This window comes from uncultured Streptomyces sp. (assembly GCF_947488945.1).
In the GTDB taxonomy this organism is placed as follows: Bacteria; Actinomycetota; Actinomycetes; order Streptomycetales; family Streptomycetaceae; genus Streptomyces.
Window position 1 is genome coordinate 1 of sequence record NZ_CANLBS010000010.1, and the last position, 20639, is coordinate 20639.

Sequence of the window (20639 nt, forward strand, 5' to 3'; positions counted from 1 at the left end):
CTACGTCTTCCACGGCACGGTCACCGCAGCGGCAGTCCGCTTATGGCTCCGCCCATGATCCGCCGGACACGCCCTAGTCCTCACCGCCGGACAGACCGGCGACGCACCGGGCGTGCCCGGAAGCCAAGGGCGACGCGCCACAGGCAACGGTCAGTTGCCGGCACCACCCCGACCAGGGACGGCACCGCCGCGACCGGCACGGGGGCGGAAGCGGCGGGCTGGCCCGGCGACGTGCGGGCGGTGACCGGAGCAGCCCGGCCCCGCAAGGGAGAGGCCGGGCAACCGCACAACACCGCGCGTCCGGACCGGGTCCGGCAACACCTCGGACGAGCGAACCGGCCAACGGACACACACCGTACGGCGGCTACCCGGTCCGGTGGTCGGGGTCACCAGGGTGTGGCCGGTGTCAGGAGATGGAGTAGACCGACGCCCACTTCTGGCTGGCCGAGCCGGCGGATGCGGTGTTGGCGGTGACCGCCTGGCCCGCGGTCGCGGTGCCGTCCAGGACGAAGCCGGTGGCCGGGTTGGTCAGGGTGTAGGTGCCGACCGCGTTCTGCGTCACCTGCCAGCGCTGGTTGTTGGCACCGAGGCTGACGGCCTGGAGGGAGATCTGACCGCCGGCCGTGGTAGGTGCGGTCAGGGTCAGCGGGATCGGGCAGCTGTCGAAGACGCGTACGGTGCCGTCGCTGTTGGCGGTGAACTTCCAGCGTTGGGATGCCCGGGAGGTGTCCAGGGCGGCGAACTGGGCCACTGCGGAGAGTGCGACGCTGCAGCCGGTTCCTCGCTGGAGGGCGACTCCCCCGCCGTTGCTGAGCGCGTGGTAGGCGTTGTCGCCGACGACCGTGGGACCGTAGTTGATGGCGTGAGAGTCCACGGCGGTCAGCGCGGTGCCGGTGGTGGACAGCGGCGGTACGGCCGTCGGGCGGACGTTTTTGAACCAGTCGGCGAAGGTGGAGGGTGTGTTCGCGGCCAGGGTGGCGATGCTGCGGTTCCAGCTGCCGTCCACCTGGTTCCACAGCTGGAGCAGCGAGGCGGCCACGTTCCCCTGCACATGGTCGCCGGTCTGCCAGCCCGCGCTGTGGGTGAACGAGGTGGAGTCGCCGTTCGGGAACACGTAGCGCTGGTCGCCCAGGAGGTAGGCGGCCACCGCGTCACCGAAGCCCTCGGTCCAGGCGCAGGTGGCGGACGACGCCAGATGGATGTAGTGCGGGTTGCAGTTGGTGGCGAGGGGCCAGGTGCTGTTGTAGAGCCGGTGCTGGAAGAAGTGTCCCGCCTCGTGCAGCACGGTGTGCTCGGAGTCAGGATTGTCTTCGGCCAGGTAAATGGTGTTGGCCAGGTTGTAGTACGGGCCGCTGTTGGAGCCGGTCTGCCAGCGCAGCGTCAGTGTGGTGCACGTCGCGGCGTTGATCTCGGCGGTCGTCCAGCACGGTGTGGTCGAGTTGGCGCGTTGCGACCAGAGCAGGTTGACGGTGTCGAAGGCGTGCCAGGCCCGGTCCGAAACGGTGGGGTTGACGGCGCCGAGAGCGACGTTCGCCGATACGTTCGTCAGCGTCGGCGTGTCGTGGGTGTAGACGGTTCCGGAGGAGTTGGCGACCTGCCACACCTGGTTGCTGCGGGTGGCGAACCGCACGAACAGGTGGTTGAGCGAGGTGGTGTTGACGGGGGTGTAGCAGAGGTTGAACGAGCCGTCGGCCGCACCGGTGAGCTGTGTGCCGGTGTTCAGCTTGTGGTCGGTGTCGGTCGCCAGCTCCCGGCCCCAGAGTTCGACCGAGGCATTGCGGGCGCCCCGGGTCAGGGTCGGTTTCGTGGTGCCCGCCTCGGCGGACTGGTAGTCGAACTGCAGCGTGCCGCTGGCGCAGATCGGGGACGCGGCGGAGGCGGTGCCTGCCGACAGCGGCACGATGACGCCGGCGGCGAGCAACGCCGGTACTAACAGGCGGAGCAGGGCTCTGGGTCTGCCGAACATGGACGTCCTTCCACAGGAGCGCCCAGGGCCGCCGACGGCAGACCTGGCGCGCGAAGAAGACCGGGTGGACCCCGGCCCGTGTACGCCGCCAGGTACGGGCGGTCTGAACCGGGAGCCATCGTGGATGTGACACCGCACCGCCGCCAGAGGCGCACAGAATCACGAACCGCATTCGTGAGGCGGGTGTGAACATCCGGTAGGGATTCCGCGCGCACGGGTGGAGGCCCTCCGGTCGGCCGTGCGCCCCCCACCCGTCGCGGTCCCCCATACCCGGCCTTGCTGCTGAGCTGCGGGCCTTCGACAGAGGATGGGAGGCGGAGGCGTGCCTGTGCGCCGGCTGCTGGGTGCACAGCAGTCCGCGCTCCCCCGTGACCACATGCTCTGCCGACCCGTAGCGACGAGGTGCTGCGGTTCACGCCCTCGCGCCCGTTGAACTGCGGGTTCCGTTTCCAGAGGCAGCCCAGTCAGCACATGATCGCTCCCCGATGCCTGCTGACGAGCCGAGACCAGCACGCTGGTCCCTCATCCTCCGCTGGACAACAGCGGTGCGCTCCACCACGCCGGCGACCGCGCACCCCGGGCCACCCAGGCCAAGCAGCCGGCGCCGGAACGCGTCGCTGCGGAGGGCCGGTGCGGGAGCAGGCGGCGGGACGCGGCCGACGCGGGCCCGGCACGGTGACGCGGGCGGTGCCGCCTCTTCCTCCGTGCGGCGGGAGTGCTGGACGATGCACGCATGAATCCGAACGCAACCGGGCCGACCGCAGACGCGGCGACCGCATACCTGACAGCACTCCAGGAACGACTGACCCGTGACGGCTGCGCGGTGACCTCGCCGCAGAGGAAGGACCGCTCGGTGGTGATCGGCCACCGCGCCGACCGAAAGGCCCGCTGGTTCGGGACGAAGACCGAGCTGTTCGTCTTCGCGGCAGCCGTGCCCGAGATCGACTTATCGACCCTGGCGGACTTCACCGCGTGGTCCATGGCCCACGCCAAGAGCCTGCGCAGAGGCATTCCGGGGGCCCGCAACGCGGCCATGGTGCTCCCCGCCCTGATCAGCGCGCGCGTCCAGCCGGAAGCGGCTCGGTGGGCCGCCCAGGACGCCCGGGCCGTCGGCGCGACACTGATCGGCCGGCCCGTCACGGTCGAGACCCGGCCGGGCGGAGTGCGCGTCACGATGTACCGGGGTCAGGCCTCCGTGGGCGGCCTGTTCACCAGACACGTGCTGGAGAAGGCGGATCTGTACTTCCGCTGAGAGGACACCTGACCGTGCTGCGTACATCACCGGCCCACGCCCCCGCGTCACATCCCGCGCCCCCTGTGCGGAAGCTCGGACCAAGCTGGAAGGCGGCTTGAGGCGCGATGTTCGCGTCGTGGTCCTCCCGCTGACCCAGACCTTCAACGGCCCGGAAACGCCCGGCATCCGCATCCACGACGTCATGAACACCGTTCTCTCATCCGCCTGAACGAGGTGGACGCCGGCACGGCCGAGAGCGACGGCAAGCACACCACCGAGTCCATCGGCCGGCTCGCCGCCACCGTCTGACATCCCACCGCTCCCCCGGAAGGCTCCCTCGCCCCCCGCGAGGGAGCCTTCACCCGTTCCCGCCCCCGGACCCCGGAAGTAGACGGGCTCGGAACCGGATACCGACGTACTCAGGGAAAACAGGGGGCGGGCCTCCCGGACTGGGAAGCAGGCCTGGGAACGGCGGGCGGACAGGCACGGTCGGCCGCCCTGCATCGCGACACGGTCTCGCGTGGTGGTGGAGATCCTCGTCGCGGCAGCGGGGGGCGCGACGGCCCGGGCGCGCCAGCTCTGACCGCCCGCGGGTGGCGGCACGGTCCTCCTCGACGGACTGGCGGCGGCTCGCTGACCCGCCCAGCCCCCGAGCCGACCGGGTTCCGCTTCCGCGTCCTGCTCGACCTGGGCCCGCTGCCACGGGGACAACCACTGCCGCAGTCACGGGACCGGCCCCACGCCACTCGCAGCCGGGCCGACGCCGAGACCCGTTCCAGCTGAGGTAGCCCGGCGAGCGGCCCTCTGCAACCCGTGAACCGGACCCCTGAGCCCGCGGCACACGGAAGCCGAGTGACCGAGATTCAGACGCCCGAGCCCTCGGTGCACTAGAGCGAACGAGCCAACCCACACTGCCGGTCCGAAAAGAATACTTCGATCCCGTTGATCGTCGGCGCAGGTCAGACCCGTATGTGAAGGTTGGAACAACGCTTGTGACGCGTTTCCGGCCAATTTGACCTTGCCCTCTTCCTGGCGCGAAGCCGGGCTCCATAGAATCAGGACTGCTCCATGCGATAGGCATCCGCTTATCGATTCCATCTTCCTTATTTGGAGGAATTATGGGCGAGTCCGTGAACGAACAGAATCTCGTCGAGGACATCGAGTCCCTCGACAGCCTCGAGGTGCTCGAGGCGGAGGACCTGGACGAGGGCGTCGCGTTCCACGCGTTCCGCTTCGCGACAGCCTGATCAACCCGTCGGCCCCGTAACGGACCTGACGTCGCTGTTCGCCGTTCAGGCCGCCGGGGCCGGCGGCCGCCTTCTGCGTGAGAAAGGCTTCCTGCCGCCCGTGAGAATCTATCTCCAATTGCTCGGCCAGAAACGGTTTGCGGCACTCTGTTTCGGGCAGGCGGTCTCCCTGCTGGGCGATGCACTTTTCCCCATCATCATCGTGGTATCCGCCGCACAGGCGGGAACTCCGGCGGAGACGATCGGGGCCGCATTCGCTGCTCGTTTTCTCGCGCTGGGCGGCGTGGTCCTCTTCAGCGGCGCACTTCTGGACCGTATCAATCCGGTCATCGCCGCTGTGGGCGCCGACGCCACACGCGTGCTGGCCCTGATCGGCCTGGCTCTGTTCTGGGACGGGAACCTGGACGCGGTCGTCCTGGCCGTCGCCATCGTCGTCGGACTCTGCGAAGCGGTGAGCGAGCCGGCACTGCTCGTCATCGCCCCTCGTGTCGTCGCGGCTCCGCATCCGGGCTCCGCGGCGGACGAAGAGGCGGCGGAGAGCCGGATCACCGCCGTCTACGGGCTGCTCGAAGGCATGCGGAACACCTCGGGCATCGCGGGCCCCACCTTGGCGGCCGCGCTCGTCTCTCTGATCAGCCCGTCGGCGGGCGCCGTGGCCGCCGCCCTGGCCTTCGGCCTCTCCGCGTGCGCCACGCGCTGGGCCGGCGGCCGGTACGCGGCGTCGCACTCCAGCACACCGAAGGCCGACACAGCACCGGGCAAGTCGGACGAGCAGCACCAGTCGGACGAGTCGGACGAGGAGAAGCGTCAGGAGCCGCTGCTGCGCTCCGCGCTCGGCGGCCTGGCGGTGCTGTGGCGGGTGCAGTGGCTGCGCAATGTCCAGGTACTGGCCGTGGTGCACGTCCTGTTCGCCGTCGGACCGTGGATGGTGGCACTGCCGGTGCTCCTCATCGAGCGGGGACACAGCGCCGGCGTCTACGCCTTCGTCCTCGGCTCCTTCGCCGTCGGTACGGTCGTCGGCGCCTTCCTGGGCGGCCGCGTCCGTGGACGCAGGCGCGGCCTGTACGCGCTGGGGCTGCTCGGCCTGTTCGGCCTGACCGTCCTGGCACCCGTAGTGACGGACTCGGTGCTGCTGCTGATGGCCGCCTTCGTGGTCGGCGGGGTCGGCCAGCAGGCGTTCGACGTCGTGAAGATGGCCGGGCTGCGCCGGGAGGTGCCCGAGCGGCTGCACGGCCGCGCGTTCTCCGCGGACTTCTTCTTCTCCTTCGCCTCCCTGCCGCTCGGCCAGCTGCTGGGCGCGGCGCTGCTCCGGTTCCTCGCCGTCGAAACGATCATGTTGTGGGGCGGCGTGCTGGTCCTGGTGACCACCGCTCTCGCGATGCTGAGCCAGGACACCCGCCGCTTCGCCTCCGGTGCGATCCCGGCTGCGGACGACCGCTCGGACGGGCACGGGGAGCGGAAACAGCCAGAGGACTCAGCGGAGACGATCTCCGCGGAACGGGCGCAAGATGTCCGGACACGTTGACCTCTTCGAGGAGCACGGCGAGGTGGCGGCCCTCTGGCCCGAGGGCCCGTACCGGGGCCGCACGGTCGTCTGCTTCGACCGCCACCTCGACCTCAAGCCGCTCGCCCCGGGCGGCGAGGAGGCCCTGAGCCTGTCGGCCGCACGGGGTGAGAACCCGGCCGGACTGCTGCGGGAACTCCCGGTGCGGGGAGTTCCCGGTGCCTTCGGGCTGGACGATTTCTGGTCGGCTGCCGCGATCGCCGCGGAGCTGACGGAACTGGTGTGGGTGCCCAGCTGGACCTCCCACCCGGGCTGGCAGGCGACAGCCGTGGACTGCGTCTCGCTCATCGCCACCGGCGGCACGGCGGCCGACCCCTGCGTGAGTGACTGCTGCCTGACCGTTCGGCTGTGCGGGGTGCGGCTGGCCGTCGTACCCGCCGATCTGCTCTCCCGTCATCTCACGGCGCACGTGTCCGGCGAGGTCGTGGTCGACATCGACCTGGACTGGCTGATGGACGAGCACGGGCGGGCGGACCACACGGTGGACGAACTGGCCGGGCTGGTCGGCGCGTGCGGGGGCGAGCTGTCGGCGATGACCTGGTCGACCCGGTCGGGTTTCCTGCCCCACGAGTTCCGCCGGGTCGGCGCCGACGTCGCCGCGCGGCTGGGTATGCGCGCCCGCACCTCCTCCTTCCTTCCCTCGACTCCGTGGCCGGAGGACCTCCTGCTCAACGTTCACCGGGGCCGCGCGCTGCAGGCGGACGACGATGCCGACGGGACGGCTGCGCCCGGTGTGGTCGTCGCACTGCGTGGCCTGTCACTTGCCCAGGACAGCCCCGGCGCGGCCCAGGAGTGCTACGAGCGGGCGGCCGCCCGCGGATACCGGTCGAGCTGGCTCGCGTACAAGATCGGTATCGCGCACTACGCGCGGGGCGGGCACCGGATCGCGCGGGACTGGCTCCGCGAGGCGATCGGCATCGACGGCCGGGACACCTTGGCGATGCACGCGCGCATCATGTCCGTACGTGCCACCACACGGCTCGAAGGTCCCCGGACGGCTCTGGAGGAACTCCACGGCATCGCGGCCCAATTGCCCCTGCGGGCCGGGGTGTGGCGCACGATGCGACTGCTCGCGGAGCACACGGGCGACCGGGAGGTCGCGGCCGGGGCCCGGCGGCAGCTGGAGTTGATCCAGGGGCTGACGGCTCCGCGCCCCGGTGTCCCGCACGCGGCGGGGCCGGGTGGGGGGCAGGTATGACGGCCGGGCCGGGCAGCGACGTACTGCTGGTGATGCCGCCGGTGAGCGAGGCCGTGCAGTTCCCGTACCTTTCGCTGCCGCAGCTCACCGCGGCATGGACGGCTCAGGGCTACCGGGTGGTCTGCTCCGACCTGAACCTCGAGTACGTCACCGCGGTCCTGCGCCGGCAGCCGGCCGCCGGAGTCCGGGCGGACGCACCCGTCGGGGACCGTGAGCGCCCCGAGCGGTCCGGGCACGGCGGCGCAGGACAGCGGCCCGTGGCCAAGGAGGTCTTCCGCCATGTCTCGGAACACTACCGGCAGACGCACGGCCGACGGCTGCTGGAACGGTCCCGCGACCGCACCTCCGGCTTCGACCAGGAGGTGGCGATCCGGGCGATGGTCCGCTACGTCACCCAGCAGGCCACCCAGGACGGCTGGGCGCTGCCCGGCCCCGTCCCGATGTCCCGCCTGGACGACCTGGTCCTGGCCGGTTCCACAGGCTGGTCGGCCCACTGGGGCGCCGAGCGCCTCGACGCGCTGCTGAACGAACACCGCCCCAGGGTGCTGGCGTTCTCCATACCCTTCTTCAGCCAGCTCGTCCCGACGCTCGTCCTGTGCCGGCTGCTCAAGCAGCGGCGCCCCGGACTGCGCATCGCGGTCGGCGGACCCACGGTGCAGATGTGGGAGAAGACCCTGCGCGCCGAGGTCGCAGCGGCACGGTTCGTGGACCACTGGTGCCTCGGGCACGGGGAGGACCGTCTCCGGGAAATTCTCGACGGACCGGCGGCCCCCGGTCTGCGGCCACCGCCCTCGGAACGGCAACGCGGCCCGGCTCGCGCCGCCGAGGCGGCGGGGCTCTCGGACGGCTTCGTCCTGAGCGAGCAGCCGATGCCGGATTTCGGCCCGTTCGACTTCGCCGACTACAGCAACCAGGCGCACCAGTTCCCCTACCGGCTGACGGTGGGCTGCTTCTGGGGAAAATGCACGTTCTGCTCGTACGGCAACCGCTACTACGACGCCCGTGCGTTCCAGCAGATCTCCCCCGAGGTCGCCGCCACGCACCTGGTCGCGCTCGCGTCCCGGCTGGGCATCACGGACGTGGCGGTCGCGGACGAGAACACCGGACTGCGGCATCTGCTCCGGGTGATGCGGGCGGTACGCGAGCGGGGCGCATCGTTGACCTTCCGTGTCCGGGCCCGGCTCGAACCCGAGCTGGCCGATCCCGAGTTCTGCGAGCAGCTGTACGAACTGGGCTGTGTGCAGGTGTCGGCCGGATACGAGACGGCCCAGCAGGACATCCTCGACTCCCTCCGCAAGGGCCAGGACTCGCGGCACGCGGAACTGGCGGTGCGCAACATGACCGCGGCCGGCATCACCACCAACCTGTCCTTCATGGATGGTTATGCCCATCCGGCCGCCGCCGAGGGCCACCGCGACACCGTCGAGGTGATCCAGCGGCACGCGGAGCACATGGGTCTCGACACCATGCAATTGCTCGTCGCCGAGCCGGGAAGCCACCTGTGGGAGAGCCGGCGCCGGCAGTCCGGCGGCGAGTACCTGATCACCAACGAGGGCCTCGCCTTCGCCGCCGGGCGCGTGGGCGGCGCCCTGCTCGACGAGCCGGCGACCGAGGAGGCCCGGCAGCGGCTGCTGCGGATGACGGTCGAGGCCGTCCCCGACGCGGAACGCTCGACCCGGCCCGACCTCGCGCTGCGCCCCGGGGCGACGGGCGTGAGCGCCCCCGCGGCCGCCCCGGTGACGGCCGGCGCGCGAGCGAGGCCGCGGTTCGGTGTCGCCCTGGACGCGGTGAAGGCCCAGTGGTTCCTGGTCGACGTCGTGTGGCCCCGGATGGCGGTCCTGCCTCCGGGGGTGGAGCGCACCGCCGACGGCCGGCTCACCGCAGAGGACCCGCAGGCCCGCAGCTGGCTCTCACGCATGGTGGAAAAACGACTGCTCGTATGGGAGCAACCGGGACTGGAGAGGGCTACCTGATGGAGAAACTGGGGCTGGGTCTGGGAATGGACCTCGTCTGGGGCGAACGGATCGGCTTCGACAAGGCGGACGAGGGACGCCCCACCGAGCAGGTGTCGGCGTTCCTGGGGCGGAGCGCGCAGGAGTACGACTACATGTTCGTCGCCTTCCAGCCCATCGATTACGGGCCCCTTGAACCGGAACGCTACTTCCCGGCGTACGACCGGCTCTTCGGGCTGTTCGGAGCGGACCGCCCGCGTGCGTTCCACCACACCATGCTCAACACCGGCAGCCCTGAGGACTACGAGAAGGCCGCCGTGGCCGACTTCACCAACGCTCTGATCGAGCGCTACGGATTCCGCTGGGTCATCGAAGACCTCGGCATCTGGTCCCTGGGCGGCAGGAGTCTGCCGTATCCCATGCCGCCCGTACTGACCGCCGAAGGGCTGCGGCGCTGCGTCAGCCATGTCGGCGAGTGGGTCGAGCGGCTGGACGCACCGCTGTCGGTGGAGTTCCCGGGTTTCACCGAGGGCGGCAGCTTCCTGGTGGGGACCATGGACGCGTTCGCGTTCTTCGACACGGTGATCCGGGAGACGGGTGCACTCGCGACGATCGACATCGGTCACATCCTCGCCTACCAGTGGCTCATGGGGCGCACCGGAGACCGCATGTTCGAAGGACTGGAGGCCCTGCCGCTGGAGCACTGCCACGAGGTGCACCTGTCGGGTTGCCAGATCGTGGACGGACGCTTCCGCGACCTGCACCACGGGGTACTGCTCGACGAACAACTGACCCTGCTGGAACATCTGCTGCCCAGGATGCCCCGGCTGGCCGGTGTCACCTACGAGGACCCGAACTTCGACGCGGCCGGGATGCTCGTTCCGAAGTCGCGGCCGAATGCCGAGCGGCTCTTCGCCCTTGTCCGCGCCTGGAAGGAAGAGGCCCATGCCGCCTGACCTCACACCCGGCTCGCCGCCCGGCCTGCGGGAACACCTGACGGAAGCCGAGCGGCACGAGCGGATCCTGCACGTACTGGACCGGCTGCTGCACGACAAGACCGCGCGTACCGCCTTCGTCGAAGGCGGACCGTCCCATCCGCAGCTCGCCCTCGACGCCGACCTGATCACCGCGTTCGAGCGGGTGGACGTACGTGAACTCGTGCTGGTGGGGCGGAACATCCGCTCCAAGGTGGTCAGCGGCGGCACCGGGACGGGGCTCGGACTGGGCCGGATCTTCTCCCGCTCGCTGGAGGCCGTCCGCGACCGGACCGGCCGTACGCCCAATGAAGTCGCCGAACTCTTCGTGGCCTCGCCGCAGTTCCAGGATTTCAGGGACGTGCCCTTCTCACAGGCCGGACGTGGGCGGCTGCTTCCGGAGTGCTTCCACCGGTTCGTGTCCGCATCCCCGGTGTTCGGACCCGGCGGCGAACTGGGCGAGGCAGCCGAGGTGGAGCCGCTCGTCCACCACGAAGCCGCCGTGGCCGTGGCCCAGGCGATCGCCACCGGGGCCGGGGCGACCTTCGACGTGGGGCTGACCGGCTCGTCGGTGCACGGCGGGGTGGTGTGCACGTTCCGGGACTACGCCGAGGCTCCCGCCGCATGGGATCTGGTGCCCACGATGTACCTCGCCGCACCCGGCCGCTGTGTGGTCGGCCGCGGCAGCCGGGCGGTCTTCGACGCCCTCGTCGCGGTACTCGCCGGAGAAGACTCCGGGCTGACGCCGCAGGTCCGTGAGTCGCTCGGCGACCGGTTGCGCACGTGGGGGTTGCGATGAGCGGGAATGAGGAGACGGCGGTCGGTCTCGTGGAACTCCGGGAGCTGGACATCGAGCTGTTCCACCGCGAGTTCTGGCGCCGCCGGCCCGTGGTGTGGCGGGGATGCGCGGACGCCTTCCTCTCCCCCGCCCTCGACTGGACCGATATCGAGGCCCTGGAGCGGAAGCTGGCGGACACGCCTCAGCAGGCGGCGGACGTCCACCGGCGCGAGGACGGTCAGGTGCTGTTCGTCAACCAGGCACAGCGTGTGATGCCCGAACTCACCGAGGCATGCGCAACTCTGGCCAAACGGTTCGGCTGGGACCAGTGCTCCGCCGACCTCTCCGTGACCCGGGGTCAGGGAGCGGGGATCGGCTGCCACTTCGATCACAGCGACAACTTCGTCGTCCAGCAGCAGGGGTCCAAGGACTGGCTGGTCGGCCTTCCGGCGCACACCTCGCGGGAGCGCCGGCGCAAGCGGATGCTGGAGACGAAGGGTTTCGTGCCCTCGGGCCGCCTGCCGGAGACACCGTTCCGGGTCGAACTGATGCCGGGCGACGTGCTGTACCTCCCCATCTTCGCCCCGCACGAGGGGAGCGAGGGGGCGCGGGACGGCGGATCGGTGAGTGTGTCCTTCTCGTACAACGCGGAGAGCGCCTTGACGCGGTACGTCCGGCCGCTGCTGCGCCGGCTGTCGCAGGAGGAAACCTGGTGGGAACCGCTGCCGGCCGGTGGTGGCGACCTCAAGGTGCTGGAAGAGACGCTCCTTCGGGCGTTGCGGGACGTGGCCTCGGAGGGAGAACCATGCGCGTGAAGGATCTGGCATCGGACCGGTCGGCGGCGGGACTGCCGGACCTTTCGCTGATCGTCCTCGCCCAGGACCCCGAAGCCGTGGCGGCCAACGAGCAGTTGAACCGGGTCGTCGCCAGGCAGTACCTGGTGCGCACCCTGCGCGCCGTCCAGAAGCTGAGCAAGGAGCACCCGCAGGATCCGGCGCCGGCAGCCGTCCGGGACCTGCTGGACAGCATGGACGTGGATGCCGCCCTGCGCTGGGCGCTGCGGCCCGAGGTGACCGGCTGGACATGGCGCAGCGAGGCGGCCACGGCGGATCCCGCGCGGCTCCTGCGCCTGCTCGCCGACATCACGGCGTACGACCCCGCCGCGGCAGCCGCTTCGGTACGGCTGGACGGACCGAAGACAGCAGCCGGCCGGCGATCCCCCGGTGCCCCGGTGCCGGTGATCACCGGCACCGGCCCCGACCAGGGCTCGCTCCTGCTCCAGTGGGCTTCGGAAGGCGACGAGAAGGCCCTCCGGCTCGACCCGGCGCATGCACACGCGTTCGCATCCCGACTGCAGGAAGCGGCCGACATCCTGGCCGCCGTGTGGCCCGAAGGTCTGGCCATGGCGGCGACCGACATCCGTGCGTTCGCCGCGCTGGGCGGCCACCGCGGGCTGCAACCCCTGAACTTCAGTGTCCACGGGCTCCGCGGACTCGTCCTGACCAGCGAACGCCCCGCGTACATGCTCGCGCAGACGCTCGTGCACGAGGCCACCCACCAGCGCTTCAGCGGAGTGCTGGACTGCGTGTCACTCGTACGCAATCCCAAGGCCACCCACTACTCGCCATTCGTCGACGCCGAACGGCCCCTCGGCCACATCCTCCACGGCATCCTGTCGTTCATCAACGACACGTACGCCGCCCGGCGTTACGAGTCGACGGAGAGCGACCCCGTCGAACTCGCCCGACTGGAACGCTACCTGCTCCGGAAGACGGGACAACTGCGGACCGCTGAGAAGAACCTGTTGGAGGTGGCCGAGCCGACGCCGGCCGGTGAACGGCTCATCGCGGGCTGCCGAGAGGCGATCAGCAGGCTGAACCGTGAGTGACGCGCTCGCCGAGGCGCTCGCGGAGACGAGGCAGGCACTCGGCCCGACCGCCAGAGTCTCCTGGGGAGAAGGGGACGACGGGCTGGTACGGGTCCATGTGACGCTCGGTCCCGCGCGCCACGGCCACACCCCCCAGTGGGGGGTCGCGGCCTACGACCGCGGTTTCGTGCTCGCGGAACTGCGTCGCGGGGTCAGCCAGTTGCAGACCGACCGGGCTCTGCTGGCCGGACGCGCACCGCTCACGCGTCCGCTGTCGGGCGCGGCCCTCCTCTCGCCCGCCGCAGCCGGGGTGTTCGTCCACGAGTGCTTCGGCCACACCAGCGAGGCCGACAACTACCTGGCCCGGGAAACCTCGGCCGACCGGGTCCTCGGGGATCGCTGGACCACGGCCCCGGTGACGGTCCGGGACCTTCCCCGAGCCCGTCCCTATGCGGGCAGCTACGACGAGGACGACGAGGGAACCCCGTCCCGCACGGTCACCCTGCTGACGGAGGGCCGCTGGACGGGCCTGCTGACCCACCGAGCCACCCGTCGACTGAGCGGAGGGCAGAGCACGGGGCACGGCCGGGGCGCGGCCGGGACCGCGGTGCCCCGATGCAGTGTGCTGGAGGTCGAGCCGGGGCCGTACTCATCGCCGGAACTCCTGCGGCAGATGGGCGACGGCTGGTTACTGGGCACTCCCGTCGGCGGCTACTCGGTGAACGGGCTGCTGGTCCTCGAACTGCTGTGGATCCGCCGTGCGCGGGCGGGACGGCTCACGGACGAGGTCCTGGGCCCCGCGGTCGTCTGCGCGAAAAAATCCGCGCTGGCCGCCCAGGTGACGGCAATCGGCAGCGACACGGTGGTGCACAGCTCCCCGTACACGTGCGTCAAGGAGAGCTACGAGGTCGGCTCCACCCTCATCAGCCCCTCACTGCTGCTGAAGCGCTGCGTGCTGCGCCCACTCGACCAGTTCGGACGTGGCAGGCGCAAGGACTGAGCGGCCAACGCTCCGGACCGGGCCTCGGCATCCTCGTCCAGGAGGGAGCACAGGGACAGCGCCGATCAAGTGCCTACGGCCGGTGCGGCGCGCGGGCGGCAACCTGCCGACCGTGGGCGGGCGCAGCGGGCTCCGCCGGGGCCGGGGCGCGGCCACCACCGCCGGCGCGGCCGTCGTGGCGGTGGAGCGGGAGCGGGCAGGGCCCGTACGCTCCGGGCGCGCGGCCAGGTCGCCGACGCCCGGTCGCTGCGCCTCGCACACACGCTGGGGTTCACCGGGGTCGCGCGGTTCGAGGAGTACGGCGCCGAGCAGTGGTCCGGCCCGTGGAGCCCGCCCGCGCCGACCGCCTGATCCGGTTGCGCATGCTCTGCGAGCAGGCCCGACGCACTGGTCCGCTGTTACACAACGATCATTGAGTGCGTCGGACCGGCCTCGGCATACTCAGGAGCCCGGGGCCGAACGCGTATCCGAACGCACCCCGTGCGGCTGGGCTTTCGCCCGTCGAACCACTCCTGAGCAGGGACCATCTTGCGAAAACGATCAACGAGGACGTGTGCCCTCGTCGCTGCGGCCACGGTCGCCCTCACGGCGGGCATGACCGGCCCGGCGTCGGCGGGCACCGGCGGACCGGACACCGGACTTCCGGGCACGGCGTTTCCGGGCACGGCGTTCCCGGGCACGGCCAAGGACGGGAGGCCGGGCGGCCGGTCCGGCGAGACCGTCACCCTGATCACCGGCGACCGGGTCTTCGTGGATTCCCGCGGCCGGGCCGGCGGTGTCCAGCGGGCGAAGGGCCGGGAGGACATGCCGTTCTTCACCGAGACCCTGAACGGCCGCACCTACGTGGTGCCGCGCGACGCCCGGCGGCTGGTGGCCGAGGGAACACTGGACCGCCGGTTGTTCGACATCACCGAACTCGCCACGGCACAGAGCCGCAAGGCCCATCGGGCCGGGCTGAAGGTGATCGTCGGCTACCGGGGCGCGAACGCCACGACCGCGCGTGCCGAGGTGCGTTCCTCGGAAGGCACCACGCTCCGCCGGACCCTCTCGGCCCTCGACGCCGATGCCGTCACCGGCGCCGACAGTGCGACGGAGAGCACGGGCGCGCTGTGGGAGGCCCTGACCCGCCCGCGCGAGGACGGGTCGGCGGCCGTGTCGTCCGGCGTCGCGCGGATCTGGCTGGACGGCGTACGGAAGGCGACGCTCGACCGCAGCACGGGGCAGGTCGGCGCTCCGGCCGCCTGGGACCGTTCGTACGACGGCTCCGGCGTGAAGATCGCCATCGTGGACACCGGGATCGACGCCACTCACCCGGATCTCGCGGGCAAGGTGGTGGCCGAGCAGGACTTCAGCGGATCACCGGACGCCAAGGACCGCAACGGACACGGCACGCACGTGGCCTCCACCGCGGCCGGTACGGGAGCGAAGGACGCCCGGTTCAAGGGGGTGGCGCCCGGGGCCCAGCTGATCAACGCCAAGGTGCTGGACGACCAGGGCGTCGGTGACGACTCCGGCATCATCGCCGGGGTGGACTGGGCCGTCGCCCAGGGCGCGGACGTCGTCAACATGAGCCTGGGGAACACCGACTCCCCCGGAATCGATCCGCTGGAGGCCCAGGTGAACCGGGTCTCCGCGGAGAAGGGCGTCCTGTTCGCCGTGGCGTCGGGCAACAGCGGACCGGGGCGGGGAACGGTCGCGTCGCCGGGCAGCGCCGACGCGGCGCTGACGGTGGGCGCCGTGGACGACGGCGACCTGATCGCCGACTTCTCCAGCGCCGGTCCCCGGATCGGGGACGGCGCGGTCAAGCCCGACATCACCGCGCCGGGCGTGGCGATCACGGCGGCCGCCGCGGCGGGCACGGCCGGACAGAACCCCGCCGGGTACAGCACCAAGGACGGCACCTCGATGGCGACCCCGCATGTCGCGGGCGCCGCCGCGATCCTCAAGCAGAAGAACCCGGACTGGACCGGCGCGCAGCTCAAGGCCGCCCTGACGGGGTCGGCGGAGGGCGGCTCCCCCACCGTGTTCCAGCAGGGTGCGGGCCGCCTCGCCGTCGGCCGGGCGATCGACCAGACCGTCGTCTCCGAGCCGGGCTCCGTCAACCTGGGCAGCCAGGCCTGGCCCCACACCGACGACACCCCGGTCACCCGGCAGGTGACGTACCGCAACACCGGCAGCACCGAGGTGACGCTGGACCTGGAGCTGGCGGCGCCCGCCGGCGGGGACGGAAAGCCTGCCCCGGCCGGGTTCTTCTCCCTGGACGCGCAGCGTGTCACCGTGCCCGCGGGCGGCACCGCCGCGGTGGGCCTGACGGCCGACACCCGTCTCGGCGGCACGGTCGACGGTTCGTACGCGGTCACGGTCGTCGCGTCCGGCTCCGGCCGGAGCGTCCGCACCCCTGCCGCGGTGGAACGGGAGAGCGAGTCGTACGACGTCACGTTCCATACCCTCGACCGCAGCGGTGCCGTCTCGACCGGCTGGCAGGCCGACCTCAAGGGTTACCGTGACTCCGCGTCCGGCCTGCGGTTCTTCCCCGACCTGTCGTCGGGCAGCACCACGGTCCGCCTCCCGCGCGGTACCTACAGCCTCGCGGCGGACATGCTGATCGACCCGGCGGCCCCGAGGAAGGGTGCCGATCTGATCAGCGTTCCCGAGCTCTCGGTGACCGGGCCCACCACCGTCACGCTCGACGCCCGGACCACCCGTCCCGTGGCCGTCAAGGTGCCGGACCCGGACGCGCGTTTCACCCGTGCGGGGATGATGTACACGCTGAACACGGACGACGTGTTCCTCATGGAGGGCAGCGAGTTCAGCAGCTTCGACAACCTCCGCACCGCCTACCAGGGCCCGAAGACGGCCGAGGGCGTCCTCGCCCAGCAGTGGTCGGCGCACTGGGAGCGCAACGGCACCGAGTACAACGTCCTCACCGGCGGCCCGGTCCGTGAGCTGGCCACGGGCTTCACGAAGACCTACGCGGCCACGGACATGGCGCTGGTGAAGGCGACCATCGGGTCCTCGGTGCCGGGCGCCGACGGCGCTCTCGCGGCGCACGGCCTGCTCGACTACGGAGGCGGGGTCGACGCCCTCTACACCGTGCGTCCCGCTCCGGAGACACGCAAGGTGTACCTGTCCACGGAGGGCGGCGCGTCCTGGAACATCGTCGCGGGTGTTCTGGGCGCGGCGGACGCGGACGGCAACCGCGCCTTCGACTCGGCCTTCGAACTCGGCGGGCACCGGCGGTTCGCGGCGGGCAGGACGTACACCGAGACCTTCAACGTCGGTGCGCACGGGCCCCGGATGGGCGCGGACGAGGGGATCGTGCGCGACGGCGACGACATCTACGGCGCGTTCCCGATGGTCAGCGACGGAGCGGACCACGCCGGGTACGCCCGGTACACCGACGCGAGGACCACGATCCACCGCAACGGCAAGCCGTTCCTCCAGAAGGAGGCCGCCATCGACCAGGATGTCTTCACGCTGACGCCCGAGTCCGCCGTGTACAAGGTGGAGACCACGGTCCACCGGGACCCGTCGGTCAACCGCACCGGCACCCGGATCGACGCGTCCTGGACGTTCACTTCCGCCACCGCTGAGAGTCCGACGCAGCTGCCGGTATCCACGGTCCGGTTCCTGCCGAAACTCGCGCCGGACTCCACCGTTCCGGCCGGCGGCGTGCATACCTTCCCGGTCCGGGTGCAGGGCGCGGCGGCCGGCGGCAACCTGAAGTCGCTGCGTGTCCTGGTCTCGTACGACGGTGCGACGTGGCAGCCCGCGCCGGTCGTGGCGGGGAACGTCACGGTGCTCGGTCCGGAAAAGGACAGGGCGGTCTCGCTGCGGGCCGTCGTCTCCGACAAGGGCGGCAACGAGTCGACGGTCACGGTCCACAACGCCTTCTTCGGCCGGTGAGAGCGCACGGTCCGCGAGGCTGAACCCGCCCTTTGCGGGGCACGGCCCGGAGTGAGCGGGGCATGAGCGCGGCCCGCCGGAGAGCGATTCCGGCGGGCCGCTGCCGCGTCGTCGTGGACGGCTGACCCGGTGGTCAGCGCGCCGGGGCCGGTACGGGGCGGACGGAGCAGTCGGCCGGGGGCAGGCGCCCGTCGCGGCCGACCAGGCTGACCGGCTCGGCTCCCTGCGGGTGTGCCGCGTACGCGGCCGTACAGACGAGCTGATCGCGGGCGCGTGCGGTCAACGGCCGGACATCCGTGTCCAGTTCGACCTCGACGGTGGAGCCACCGGTCACGACCCGGTCCGCGGCGGACGCCCTGCCCGGCAGGGAGGGGGCGTTGCGGAGACCGGACCGCCGCTCGTCCTTGTTCGGTCCGGTGAGCTGGGCGGTGACGGCGGCAAGCGGAGAGAGCGCCTCTTCCTCCTCCTCGCCGTTCGAGGGCGTGTTGCCGCCGTGCCACGGGACGTCCAGGACGCGGGGCACGGGCAGCAGTTCACCGTCCGGGGCGTAGAAGAACAGCAGCAACCGCGTTTCCCGCGGCGGCAGCAGGTCGCCGACGGCCGGCCTCCCGGCCGCGACGACCTCGGTCTCCTGGATGCCGCAGCCGGTGAGCGGCCCGTGGGCGAGTGCCAGAAGTACGGCGAGCCGGGCCGCCCCGCCCGCGCGGGACCTTCGCGCCCTCACGCGGTGACCTCGGTCCGGTCCGGTCCGTTCTGAGAGCGCCCCGCGTGGGGGGCGAGCCCGTCGAGGGGCAGTTCCACGGTGAACAGCGCGCCGCCGCCGGGCGCGTTCCGCGCGTGGACGGTGCCGCCGTGGAGGCGTACGTTCTCCCGGGTGATCGCCAGGCCGAGCCCGCTGCCCGACGAGCGGGACCGCGCAGCGTCCGCCTTGTAGAAGCGGTCGAAGACGTGCGGCAGGGCGGCTTCCGCGATACCGGGGCCGTGGTCCCGCACCTCGATCACCAGGGTGTCCGCCCGCGGCGACAGCCGTACGGTGACCGGTTCGGCGCCGTGGCGCAGGGCGTTGCCGACGAGGTTGGCCACGATGACGTCGAAGCGGCGCGGGTCGAGGCGGATGCGGGCGCCTTCGGGAAGCTCCGTGACGACCCGGTCGTGCCACTGCCGGCCGGACAGGCTCCTGCGCACGGCCTCCGCCGCGTCCACCTCGTCGGTGTTCAGCTCAGCCACCCGGGCGTCGAACCGGGACATCTCCATCAGGTCCTCCACCAGCAGGGCCAGCTTGCCCGTCTCAGCGCTGATCAGGCGCACCGCCCGCGCGGTGTCCGGGTCGAGCCTCCCGGCGTCCTCGTCCAGCACGTCCGTGACGGCGAGCATCCCGGCGAGCGGGGTGCGCAGTTCGTGCGAGACGTCCGACGCGAAGCGCCGGGCGCGCGCCCCGGCGTCCTTCAGCTCCTGCACGGAGTGTTCGAGCCGGGCCGCCGAGGCGTTGAACGTCCGGGCGAGGTCGGCCATCTCGTCCCTGCCGCGTACGGCGATCCGGGTGTCGAGCTGCCCGCCGCCCATGGAGTGCGCGGCCCGCCGCAGTTCACGGACGGGCCGCAGCACGCTGCGTGCCGCGAAGAGCGCCGGCACGAGGGCCACGGCCAGCCCCGGCAGCGCGCCGTCGCGGGCGGCGGTCACCAGGGCGTCGATGTCGGTCTCCTCGTCCGCCATGGGCATCACGGCGTAGAGGACAAGACCGCTGGGCACCGCGCGGCCGCCCGCGACGACCCGTGTCATCACCGGCATCCCGATCGTCAGATACGCCTCCCCGTCCTTGACGACCCGCTGGAAGGCGCCGTGCGGCGCCGTGCGCGTGGAACGGCGCAGTTCTGCGGTCAGGACCCCCGAAGCGGGGCGGTCGCCCGAGGAGACGCGGGTCGATCCGTACTCGGCGAACACGACCCACGGATGGGGTTTGGCGCGTGCCGCAATGTCGAACAGCTCCCATCTGACCGCCGCGGGGTCCAGGGGCAGGCCCGGTACGAACCGCTCGGCCTCCTCACGGAACGAGGCGACGGCCGTGTCCTGCGCGCGTTCCAGGACGGCGCTGCGCGCCTCGCGGTAGGTCAGGGCGGCGGTCGTCACCGCGCTGACGGCGGCCACCAGCAGGAACGCGAGTACCAGCCGGGTGCGTACGCCGAACGCGGCGGCCACTGGGGGTATCTTCACAGCGGTCCGAAACGGTAGCCGAACCCCCGCACGGTCTGGATGTACCGGGGGCTCTCGGACCGGTCCTCCATCTTGACGCGCAGTCGGCGTACGCAGGCGTCCACCAGGCGTACGTCGCTGTGGTAGCTGTGGTCCCAGACCTCTTCCAGGAGTTGCTGGCGGCTGAAGACCCGGCCCGGTCCGGCGGACAGGAACAGCAGCAGCTTCAGTTCGGACGGCGCGAGGGCGACCGGCTCGCCCCCTCGGAGGACGGTGTGTCCGGCACGGTCGATACCGAGGTCGCCGTGGTGTTCGACGGCGGGCCGCACCCCGGCGGGGGCTTCGATACTGCGCAGCACGGCTCGTATGCGGGCTTCGATGACCTCGGTGCGGGCGGGCTTGACGACGTAGTCGTCCGCTCCTGCCTCCAGACCGACGACGATGTCCACGTCGTCACCGCGCGCGGTGAGCATGATGATCGGCAACTGGCTGGTCCTGCGTACCCGGCGGCACACCTCGACACCATCCATCTCGGGCAGCATCAGGTCGAGCAGCAGGAGATCGGGACGGAACGCGTCCAGTGCTTCCAGGCCGTCCTCGCCGGTCGCGGTGGCGAGGACCTGGTGGCCGCGTCGCCGGAGCCCCATCTCGACGCCGTCCCGTACGGACGGGTCGTCTTCGACAAGGACGACGCGTGGCATGCCGTGTCTCCAGGCTCTGGGAGAGGGATGAAGGAGGGAGAGGGGCCGGGGCCGCGGCGAGG

Annotated in this window: 14 protein-coding genes and 1 pseudogene; 11 read left to right on the forward strand and 4 right to left on the reverse strand. The window is 71.4% G+C overall.

Going from position 1 to position 20639, the window contains the following annotated elements; all coding sequences use genetic code 11:
• Positions 1-406 precede the first annotated feature (406 nt).
• The gene (locus Q0994_RS17645; RefSeq protein WP_299535763.1) at positions 407-1966 is read right to left on the reverse strand and encodes an RICIN domain-containing protein; all 1560 of its coding nucleotides are present in this window, start codon (positions 1964-1966) and stop codon (positions 407-409) included.
• Positions 1967-2699: 733 nt separating this feature from the next.
• On the opposite strand from Q0994_RS17645, the gene Q0994_RS17650 reads away from it, so the two are divergent.
• From Q0994_RS17650 to Q0994_RS17700, 11 genes and pseudogenes are all read left to right on the forward strand, one after another.
• Entirely contained in the window at positions 2700-3218 is a 519-nt protein-coding gene (locus tag Q0994_RS17650) for a hypothetical protein (protein WP_299535766.1), read from the forward strand.
• A gap of 1329 nt (positions 3219-4547) precedes the next feature.
• Entirely contained in the window at positions 4548-5972 is a 1425-nt protein-coding gene (locus tag Q0994_RS17655; RefSeq protein WP_299535769.1) for an MFS transporter, read from the forward strand.
• The gene (locus Q0994_RS17660; RefSeq protein ID WP_299535772.1) at positions 5956-7209 is read left to right on the forward strand and encodes a hypothetical protein; all 1254 of its coding nucleotides are present in this window, start codon (positions 5956-5958) and stop codon (positions 7207-7209) included. The genes Q0994_RS17655 and Q0994_RS17660 overlap by 17 nt, the downstream gene beginning before the upstream one ends.
• Positions 7206-9182, forward strand: coding sequence for a B12-binding domain-containing radical SAM protein (locus tag Q0994_RS17665; RefSeq protein ID WP_299535775.1), 1977 nt, complete (start codon positions 7206-7208; stop codon positions 9180-9182). Before Q0994_RS17660 ends, Q0994_RS17665 begins: the two co-directional genes overlap by 4 nt.
• Entirely contained in the window at positions 9149-10117 is a 969-nt protein-coding gene (locus Q0994_RS17670) for a DUF692 family multinuclear iron-containing protein (RefSeq protein WP_299535778.1), read from the forward strand. Before Q0994_RS17665 ends, Q0994_RS17670 begins: the two co-directional genes overlap by 34 nt.
• Entirely contained in the window at positions 10107-10934 is an 828-nt protein-coding gene (locus Q0994_RS17675; RefSeq protein WP_299535781.1) for a hypothetical protein, read from the forward strand. The genes Q0994_RS17670 and Q0994_RS17675 overlap by 11 nt, the downstream gene beginning before the upstream one ends.
• A complete protein-coding gene (locus Q0994_RS17680) occupies positions 10931-11728 on the forward strand; it encodes a JmjC domain-containing protein (protein WP_299535784.1) in 798 nt (265 codons plus the stop codon). The genes Q0994_RS17675 and Q0994_RS17680 overlap by 4 nt, the downstream gene beginning before the upstream one ends.
• Positions 11725-12801 carry an aKG-HExxH-type peptide beta-hydroxylase gene (locus tag Q0994_RS17685; protein WP_299535787.1) on the forward strand — a complete coding sequence of 359 codons (1077 nt, stop codon included), beginning with the start codon at positions 11725-11727 and terminating at the stop codon, positions 12799-12801. Before Q0994_RS17680 ends, Q0994_RS17685 begins: the two co-directional genes overlap by 4 nt.
• Complete coding sequence (locus Q0994_RS17690; protein WP_299535789.1) at positions 12794-13780, forward strand: metallopeptidase TldD-related protein; 987 nt, start codon at positions 12794-12796, stop codon at positions 13778-13780. The genes Q0994_RS17685 and Q0994_RS17690 overlap by 8 nt, the downstream gene beginning before the upstream one ends.
• 225 nt (positions 13781-14005) lie before the next feature.
• Positions 14006-14131: pseudogene (locus Q0994_RS17695) on the forward strand (GNAT family N-acetyltransferase); the annotation flags it as partial.
• A gap of 177 nt (positions 14132-14308) precedes the next feature.
• Complete coding sequence (locus Q0994_RS17700; protein WP_299535791.1) at positions 14309-17686, forward strand: S8 family serine peptidase; 3378 nt, start codon at positions 14309-14311, stop codon at positions 17684-17686.
• Between the two features lie 133 nt (positions 17687-17819).
• On the opposite strand, the gene Q0994_RS17705 is transcribed toward Q0994_RS17700, so the two are convergent.
• The 3 genes from Q0994_RS17705 to Q0994_RS17715 are packed head-to-tail and all read right to left on the reverse strand — an operon-like array spanning position 17820 to position 20577.
• On the reverse strand, positions 17820-18410 hold the full coding sequence (locus Q0994_RS17705; protein ID WP_299535793.1) for a hypothetical protein: 591 nt from the start codon (positions 18408-18410) through the stop codon (positions 17820-17822).
• Positions 18407-19897, reverse strand: a complete 1491-nt coding sequence (locus tag Q0994_RS17710) for a HAMP domain-containing sensor histidine kinase (RefSeq protein WP_299535795.1) — start codon at positions 19895-19897, stop codon at positions 18407-18409. The genes Q0994_RS17705 and Q0994_RS17710 overlap by 4 nt, the downstream gene beginning before the upstream one ends.
• Positions 19894-20577, reverse strand: coding sequence for a response regulator transcription factor (locus tag Q0994_RS17715; RefSeq protein WP_299535797.1), 684 nt, complete (start codon positions 20575-20577; stop codon positions 19894-19896). Before Q0994_RS17715 ends, Q0994_RS17710 begins: the two co-directional genes overlap by 4 nt.
• Positions 20578-20639: the final 62 nt, after the last annotated feature.